The following is a 6726-nucleotide window of genomic DNA, read 5'->3' on the forward strand; positions in this document are numbered from 1 at the left end:
TACTATTATTCTGACCTGACGTCAGCCGATTATTTACGCGAGTCGCCAGCGTTGCGCAGACCGTATTCACCGAGACCATACATGCCCAGCCAAGATGAAATTTTGAAAGCCAAAATTTTGGTCGTCGACGACTCGCCCGACAATGTCGACCTGATGCTGGAAATCCTGCGTGACGCCGGCTATAGCAACGTCACGGCCACCATGCGTCCGGCCCAGGTCTGCCCGCTGCACCAGGAACATTGTTACGACCTGATCCTGCTAGACTTGCAAATGCCCGAATTAAATGGTTTCCAAGTCATGAAAGGCTTGAAGGAAATCGAGCACGGCGGCTACCTGCCCGTGCTGGCCCTGACGGCGCAACCGAGTTTCAAGATCGCCGCCCTGGAAGCGGGCGCGCGCGATTTCATCAGCAAACCGTTCGACCTGATGGAAGTGCACAAGCGCATCCACAATATGCTGGAAGTGCGCCTGCTGTACAAGGAATTGGCGCAATACAGCAAGCAGCAGCAGGAACTGGCCCTGCACGACCCGCTGACGGGCCTGCCCAACCGGCGCCTGCTGGAAGACCGCATCGAACACACCTTGCAGCAATCGGCCCGCAACCGGGGCAAATCGGCCATCCTCTACCTGGACCTGGACGGCTTCAAGGCCATCAACGACAGCTATGGCCATGGCTATGGCGATGACATCCTGAAGATGGTGGCGGCGCGCCTGGTGGGCGTGTCGCGCAAGGAAGACACCGTGGCGCGCATCGGCGGCGATGAGTTCGTCATCGTGCTGGGCAACCTGGCCGGCAAGGGCGACGCGCGCGAACCGGCTGCCAAGCTGATCGAAGTCATTTCCGAACCATATTTCATCAACGACCTGACCTTGCGCCTGTCGACCAGCATCGGCATCGCCATCTATCCGGACGACGCCAGCACCGTCGAATCGCTGCTGGGCGCGGCCGACACGGCCCTGTATGAAGCCAAGCGCGCCGGCAAGAACCGCTTTTGCTGCTCGCCGCACGAGGTGATCGTAGCGCAAGGCAACATGCAAAAAAGCAACGCTCCCACGATCGCCTGAATCTCGCGGCGCACCTGGCGCCACGCATGCGGGCAAAACGGCAAGCCCCGAAGGTTTGCCGTTTGCCTGAATGCTTTATTTCTTGCTCGCCGCCACTTCCTGCTTGCCCGCACGCTGGTGGTCCGTTTGCGCATCCACCATGTCCGGTGCCACTTCGATGCGCGTGATGCCGGCGTCGACGGAAATCGGATCGCTGGCGGGGAAGGTCATTTCCACGGCGTCGTCGAGCAACGCTTCCTTGGCCCGCTCTTCGCCGCTCATGCCCTCTTCATCGGCGAGGATGGCCAGCGCGCTGGCCCATTTGACGAAATTCAGATTGGACAATTCGCGCACGGTCGTCACGCCAAACGCTTGCTGCAGGGCCTTGGCGTCTTTAGCGCTGACGCCGCGCAAGGCGCTGATAGGGGCATTGACGATGTCGCGGAAGCTTTTATCGGCATATTCCTGGTCGACGATGGTATCGATATTCATGGCATATCCTTTCGTTTTATTAAGCGGGCCGGTGTTGCGTCCGGCGCCCTGCGCGCCACAGTGGCGGCAATGCTGCGTGGAAATCATGCACAGACCCACTATGGCAGGGAGCCGGGATCAGGTATGTGCGCAACCGTACGCAACACCAAGCCATGCGGGAAACCGCCCATTGAACGGTGACATTAAAGATAATATTTCATTTCACATAAAATTGACGAGAAGAGATTAAAGTTGCTTAAAAGGCAGAAATCTCCCATCCATGCGCCCCGCGATGAGATCCTCATGTATGATCCACAACTTGAATTTGGTCCTCTCCTTTCACCATTACGGGGCGCTATGTCCGCACAAAGAAATCCGAACAAGGAAGCGGCCCAGGCCGATGCGGAACGCGCCGCCGATCTCAGCGAGTTGCTGGGCCACGTCAATACCAGCTGGGACAACGAGCGGCGCGCCCTGTCGCGCCAGTTGCACGACAGCCTCGGTTCGTCGTTGACGGCGCTGACCATGCACCTGTCGCTGCTGACGCAAAAGATGCCGCAGGAAGCGGCCTTGCTCGACCGTGCGGCAACCATGAAGCAATTGCTGCTGAATGTGATTGAAACCAACCGCCAGATGCAGATGAAGCTGTGGAACGACAAGCTGGAGTTTCTGGGCGTAAATGTCGCCTTGGGTGAACTGGCGGCGCAATTTGCCGAACAGCACAAGATCGCCGTGCGCTGCAGCCTGCCCGAAGATGAACTGATTTGCCCGCGCAGCGTGGGCGTAGCCTTGCTGCGCACCCTGGAAGAAGCGCTCAGCAACATCGCCACGCATGCCCAGGCGAGCGAGGTCGACATCATCATCGATGACAACGACGAAGCGCTGACGATGAGCGTCAAGGACAACGGCGTGGGCTTGCCCGCCGACGTAGCAGTGGAAATGAGCAAGCATGGCCTGCGCTCCGTGCGCGAGCGCGTGCATTACCTGGGCGGCACCTTGAGCCTGGCGGCCAACCCGCAAGGCGGTACGGCCTTGAGCGTGGTCTTGCCGCGCATTACGCAAAAAAACTAAACCCTGGCAGGCGGCACTGGACAGGCGCACCGCCGGCGCGCCCTGGGCGCAAATGAATGACTTCAACGACAGGAGGCCGCATGCGACGACTCATCCCCACTTTGCTGGCAGCACTGCTGGCCATGGGCGCTGCCCAGGCTGCTGAAAAAACCGTGCCGCCGCCCGATACGGTCGGCAAACTGGCCTGGCTGGCCGGCTGCTGGCTGGTCGATGGCGCCGAACCCGGTTCTGGCGAGCAATGGAGCACGGCCGCCGGCGGCACCATCCTGGGCACCAGCCGCACTGTCAAGGGCGGCAAGACGACGGCCTTTGAATTCGTGCAGATCCGCATTACCGAACCGGGCCAACTGGCCTACATCGTGCAGCCGTCGGGCCAGCCGCCCGTCATCTTCAACCTGCTGCGCCAGGACAAGCCGAACGAATTCATCTTCGCCAACCTGGACAATGACTTTCCCAGCCGCATCATCTACCGCCACGACAGCGAACGCATCCTGCACGCCAGCATCGCCGGCACGTTAAAAGGCAAGTTCACTACCATCGTTTTTCCCATGACGCGGGGGCGTTGCGAGGCGGCGGCGGCCAAATGAAAAGGGGCCTTGCGGCCCCTTTTTGATCTGACATAAAGTGCTTAATGCAGCTTGACCTGCGGCGTGCTGCGCTTGATCAGGAAGCGGCCCATGGCCATGACGGCCGTGCGCACGCTGCCCAGCACGGCATTGTGGTGCATCAAATGCAGGCTGACGTACATCATGCGCGCGACAAAGCCTTCGACGAACCAGCTCAGGCCCTTCAGCGACCCCATCAGGGTGCCAACCGAGGTGGTGCGGCCGAAAGACACCAGCGAACCGTAGTCCAGGTATTCGTACGGCTTGGTTTGCGGCGGCTTGCCCTTCGCTTGCAGCATGAACGTTTTCAACAGGTAATCGGCCTGCTGGTGGGCGGCCTGGGCGCGTGGCGGCACCAGCTTGCCATCGGCGCCGGCACAGGCGGCGCAATCGCCGAGCGCATAGATATTCGTCTGCCCCTGCACGTTGAGCATGCCCGTCACTTCCAGCTGGCCGGCGCGGTTCGTCGGCAAGCCCAGGGTCGACAGGAATTCAGGCGCACGGATGCCGGCGGCCCAGACACAGATATCGGCCGCGTAATTGGTACCGCTGGCCACCGTCACCTTGTCGGCCTCGATAGCCGTGACGCGCGTGTCGGTCACCACCGTAATGCCATGCTTGTACAGCAGTTTCGAGGCTGCAACGGAGACGCGCTCAGGCAACGGCGCCAGGATGCGCGGCGCCCCTTCCAGCAGGGTGATGCGCACATCCTTGATGGCGTTGAGGTTCTGGAAACCATAGGCCGCGTACACGCCACTGGCTTCGCGCAATTCGGCCGCCAGCTCCACGCCCGTGGCGCCGCCGCCGATGATGACGATATCGACACCGGGATGGCCTGCATCGCCCTGGCGCTGCTCGGCCATGGCCAGCAGTTTGAGCAAGGTCAAACGGAAACGCTCGGCATCTTCCGTGGCATTCAGGGAAATCGTGTTTTCCTTGGCGCCGGGCACGCCAAAGTAATTCGAGGTGCTGCCCACGGCCAGCACCAGCTGGTCGTAGCTGACTTGGCGCTGCGGCAAGAGTTGCTCATCCTTGTCGGTGGAAATGGCGCCCACGGTAAGACTGTTCGAGGCAGCGTCGAGCGCGATCAGGGGACCATACACATAGGTAAATCCATTGTCATGCGCCAGCATCTGGTACGACAGGCCTTCCTGATGAATGTCCAGGGTGCCGGCCGCCACTTCGTGCAGCGAAGGTTTCCAGATATGGTACAGGCGGCTGTCAACCAGGGTGACCTGGCCGGCGCCGAGTTTGCGGCTGAGTTTGCAGGCCAGCTCCAGGCCGCCTGCTCCGCCACCTACGATTACGATTTTACTATGCAAAGATCCTCCGATTTACTAACTTTATTTTCTGTGATCGTCGCCCCGATCGCCGCGGTTGCCGTGGCCATTATCACCCTTGCCGGGCTTATTGCCATGGCCATTGTCACCCTTGCCAGGCTTGTTGCCATGGCCATTGCCGTGGTCCTTGCCCGGGCGGTTGCCGTGGTCGTTACCGGGGCGGTTCGGCTTGCCATGCTGCTGCTGTGGCGGCCGGTAATCTGGGCGGCCATGGTGATTGTCGGAGTGTTGCTGGCGATAACGGGGCGCATACTGATTGTTATACCAACTATCCTGGACGAAATAAACTTCTTGGTTACAGGCATTATACTTGCGGCAGTGCTTGGACCAGTTTTTCGCATGCCCGGGCGGCACGCGCAGGTAGATCGGGCGGCCCGTGTAGTACTGGGGCCGCTGCACGATGATAGGCTGCGCATACAGTAGTTGCGGTGCCGGATAGTCGCCCACATCGATGCGCCCGTAAAAGCCGGGCTGGCCGATGGTGACCGACATGCCGACCTGGGCGATGGCGCCGGTGGCGGCCGACAGCAAGGCGGCGGCAAGTATCAGGGTTTTCATGGAGGCACTCCTTTTATTGGTTATGCCGCAATTGTAGTCCCTGTACATAAACAAGTTTGTACGCTAGGACACATAAGGAAAAATGTCACGATCTCACCACAACTTGCCCAATGGCACCACCAAACCGCTGAACAGCGACCAGTCCGGCGACGCCCCCGTCAGGCCGCGCGCCATGCCGACATCGATGGCCAGGCGCGGCGTGGGGTTGTAGGTAGCAGCCAGCAAGAGCTGGGCAGTGGCCGCCGCGCCGCGCAGGCGCGCGCCCGATACTTCGGCCGTGGCGCCCCAGCGCGCGCTGACGGGCGTGGAAAATGACGCCGCCCAGCCCATTTGTACGCTGCCCGTGCCGGGCTCGGATGCGCCCAGGCGCGTGGCATTCAGGTTCGCATCCATGTGCACGGCGCCCAGGTCGCGGCTGAAGATGCCATTGATCGACAGGTCGCTCTTGCCGCTGCCGATGGCGTCCTTGGCCGTGGGCACTTTCCAGCCCAGCTCCAAACCCAGCGCCGTGGCGCTGTCGAGCAAGAAGGCCCGCTTGAGCACGACGGTCGTGTCACCCACGCCTGTCTCGCGGCGCCCCAACTCGTCGCGCGTGTGCACATAGCCCTCGCCTTCGAGCAAGAGACCCCATTCGGGCGTGAACGCCAGTTTGAAGGTGTATGGCAGGCTGGCGCGGCGCGACTCGCCCGTTTTCGACAGCAAGCCACCAGCCTCGAATTCCAGCTGGCCCGGTACAGGCAGCTGGGCCGGACTGGCAACGGAGGGACGGTAAGGCAGCACGGCATCGTCCTCCTGCGCCTGCGCCAAGGGCGCCAGCAGCAGGGATAGACTCAACAGCAGGATGGCGAAACGAGACGGCATGGCAGACCCGGCAGTAATGAACGATAGCGACAGCCTACCACCGCCCCGGCACCAGCGCGACGGCGCAGCTCGACAACCTGGTCGTCTACAAGCGATTTCTTGCGACCTCGGTAGACACCGCGCTGCTTGGCCAATGCGATCCCTTCGCGCTGCCGCTCGCCGATCAAGGCTCGCTCGAACGCCGCCAACGCACCCATGACCGACAACAGCAGGTTCGCCATTGGCGAGTCTTCGCCGGTGAAGCTCAGGCGTTCTTTGACAAATTCGATTCGTATCCCCCGCTTGGTCAACGTCTGCACCAGCCGGCGCAGATCGCCCAAGTTGCGCGATAGACGGTCCATGCTGTGCACGACTACCGTGTCGCCTTCACGGGCGAACAACAGCAAGGCGTCGAGCTGCGGCCGCTGTGTGTCTTTGCCCGAGGCCCTGTCCGTGAATAGCTTGTCCACTTGGACCTAATCGAGCTGACGCTCGGGATTCTGGGCAAAACTGCTGACCCGGACATAACCGATGCGTTGACCTCGCAAAACGTGCCTCCTTAATAAGATGTGTCAGAAAAGACTCTATGACCGTTCAAGGTACATGTCAAGCAATTACGATACCAACCCTATTCTGACGACTTGCGCCAGAGTCTTCTGACATCAGGTTAGGGTTTAGCTCACCTCGTTATACACAAGTCTTGGCGTTGGCCCGGTCACGTAATTTACCCATCGTTTTCGCCGCGACGTAGACTTCCTTCATCCCAAGCCAGATGGTCTTGACACCCGGTTCGCCGT

At 60.7% G+C, this 6726-nt stretch carries 8 protein-coding genes; 3 read left to right on the plus strand and 5 right to left on the minus strand.

Translation table 11 applies throughout. The features are described from left to right. The first annotated feature begins 81 nt into the window (after positions 1 to 81). The gene (locus ACQ4W6_RS24980; protein ID WP_436569862.1) at positions 82 to 1065 is read left to right on the plus strand and encodes a response regulator; all 984 of its coding nucleotides are present in this window, start codon (positions 82 to 84) and stop codon (positions 1063 to 1065) included. Between the two features lie 75 nt (positions 1066 to 1140). Here the strand turns inward: ACQ4W6_RS24980 and ACQ4W6_RS24985 are convergent, their stop codons facing one another. After that, positions 1141 to 1536 carry a hypothetical protein gene (locus tag ACQ4W6_RS24985; protein ID WP_436569863.1) on the minus strand — a complete coding sequence of 132 codons (396 nt, stop codon included), beginning with the start codon at positions 1534 to 1536 and terminating at the stop codon, positions 1141 to 1143. Between the two features lie 336 nt (positions 1537 to 1872). Here ACQ4W6_RS24985 and ACQ4W6_RS24990 point away from each other — a divergent pair, with 336 nt between their 5' ends. Next, on the plus strand, positions 1873 to 2586 hold the full coding sequence (locus ACQ4W6_RS24990) for a sensor histidine kinase (RefSeq protein WP_436569864.1): 714 nt from the start codon (positions 1873 to 1875) through the stop codon (positions 2584 to 2586). Positions 2587 to 2666: 80 nt separating this feature from the next. Further along, positions 2667 to 3173: a DUF6265 family protein gene (locus ACQ4W6_RS24995; protein WP_436569865.1), complete on the plus strand. Its 507-nt coding sequence runs from the start codon at positions 2667 to 2669 to the stop codon at positions 3171 to 3173. Positions 3174 to 3214: 41 nt separating this feature from the next. Here the strand turns inward: ACQ4W6_RS24995 and ACQ4W6_RS25000 are convergent, their stop codons facing one another. The 4 genes from ACQ4W6_RS25000 to ACQ4W6_RS25015 form a co-directional block, all read right to left on the minus strand. Beyond that, positions 3215 to 4513, minus strand: a complete 1299-nt coding sequence (locus ACQ4W6_RS25000; RefSeq protein ID WP_436569866.1) for an NAD(P)/FAD-dependent oxidoreductase — start codon at positions 4511 to 4513, stop codon at positions 3215 to 3217. Positions 4514 to 4534: 21 nt separating this feature from the next. Then, positions 4535 to 5089: a chromosomal replication initiator protein DnaA gene (locus ACQ4W6_RS25005; protein ID WP_436569867.1), complete on the minus strand. Its 555-nt coding sequence runs from the start codon at positions 5087 to 5089 to the stop codon at positions 4535 to 4537. Between the two features lie 93 nt (positions 5090 to 5182). Next, positions 5183 to 5950, minus strand: coding sequence for a transporter (locus ACQ4W6_RS25010; RefSeq protein ID WP_436569868.1), 768 nt, complete (start codon positions 5948 to 5950; stop codon positions 5183 to 5185). Continuing rightward, complete coding sequence (locus ACQ4W6_RS25015) at positions 5920 to 6399, minus strand: recombinase family protein (RefSeq protein WP_436569869.1); 480 nt, start codon at positions 6397 to 6399, stop codon at positions 5920 to 5922. The genes ACQ4W6_RS25010 and ACQ4W6_RS25015 overlap by 31 nt, the downstream gene beginning before the upstream one ends. Between the last annotated feature and the right edge of the window lie 327 nt (positions 6400 to 6726).

This window comes from Janthinobacterium woesei (assembly GCF_051380875.1).
Lineage (GTDB): Bacteria > Pseudomonadota > Gammaproteobacteria > Burkholderiales > Burkholderiaceae_D > Janthinobacterium.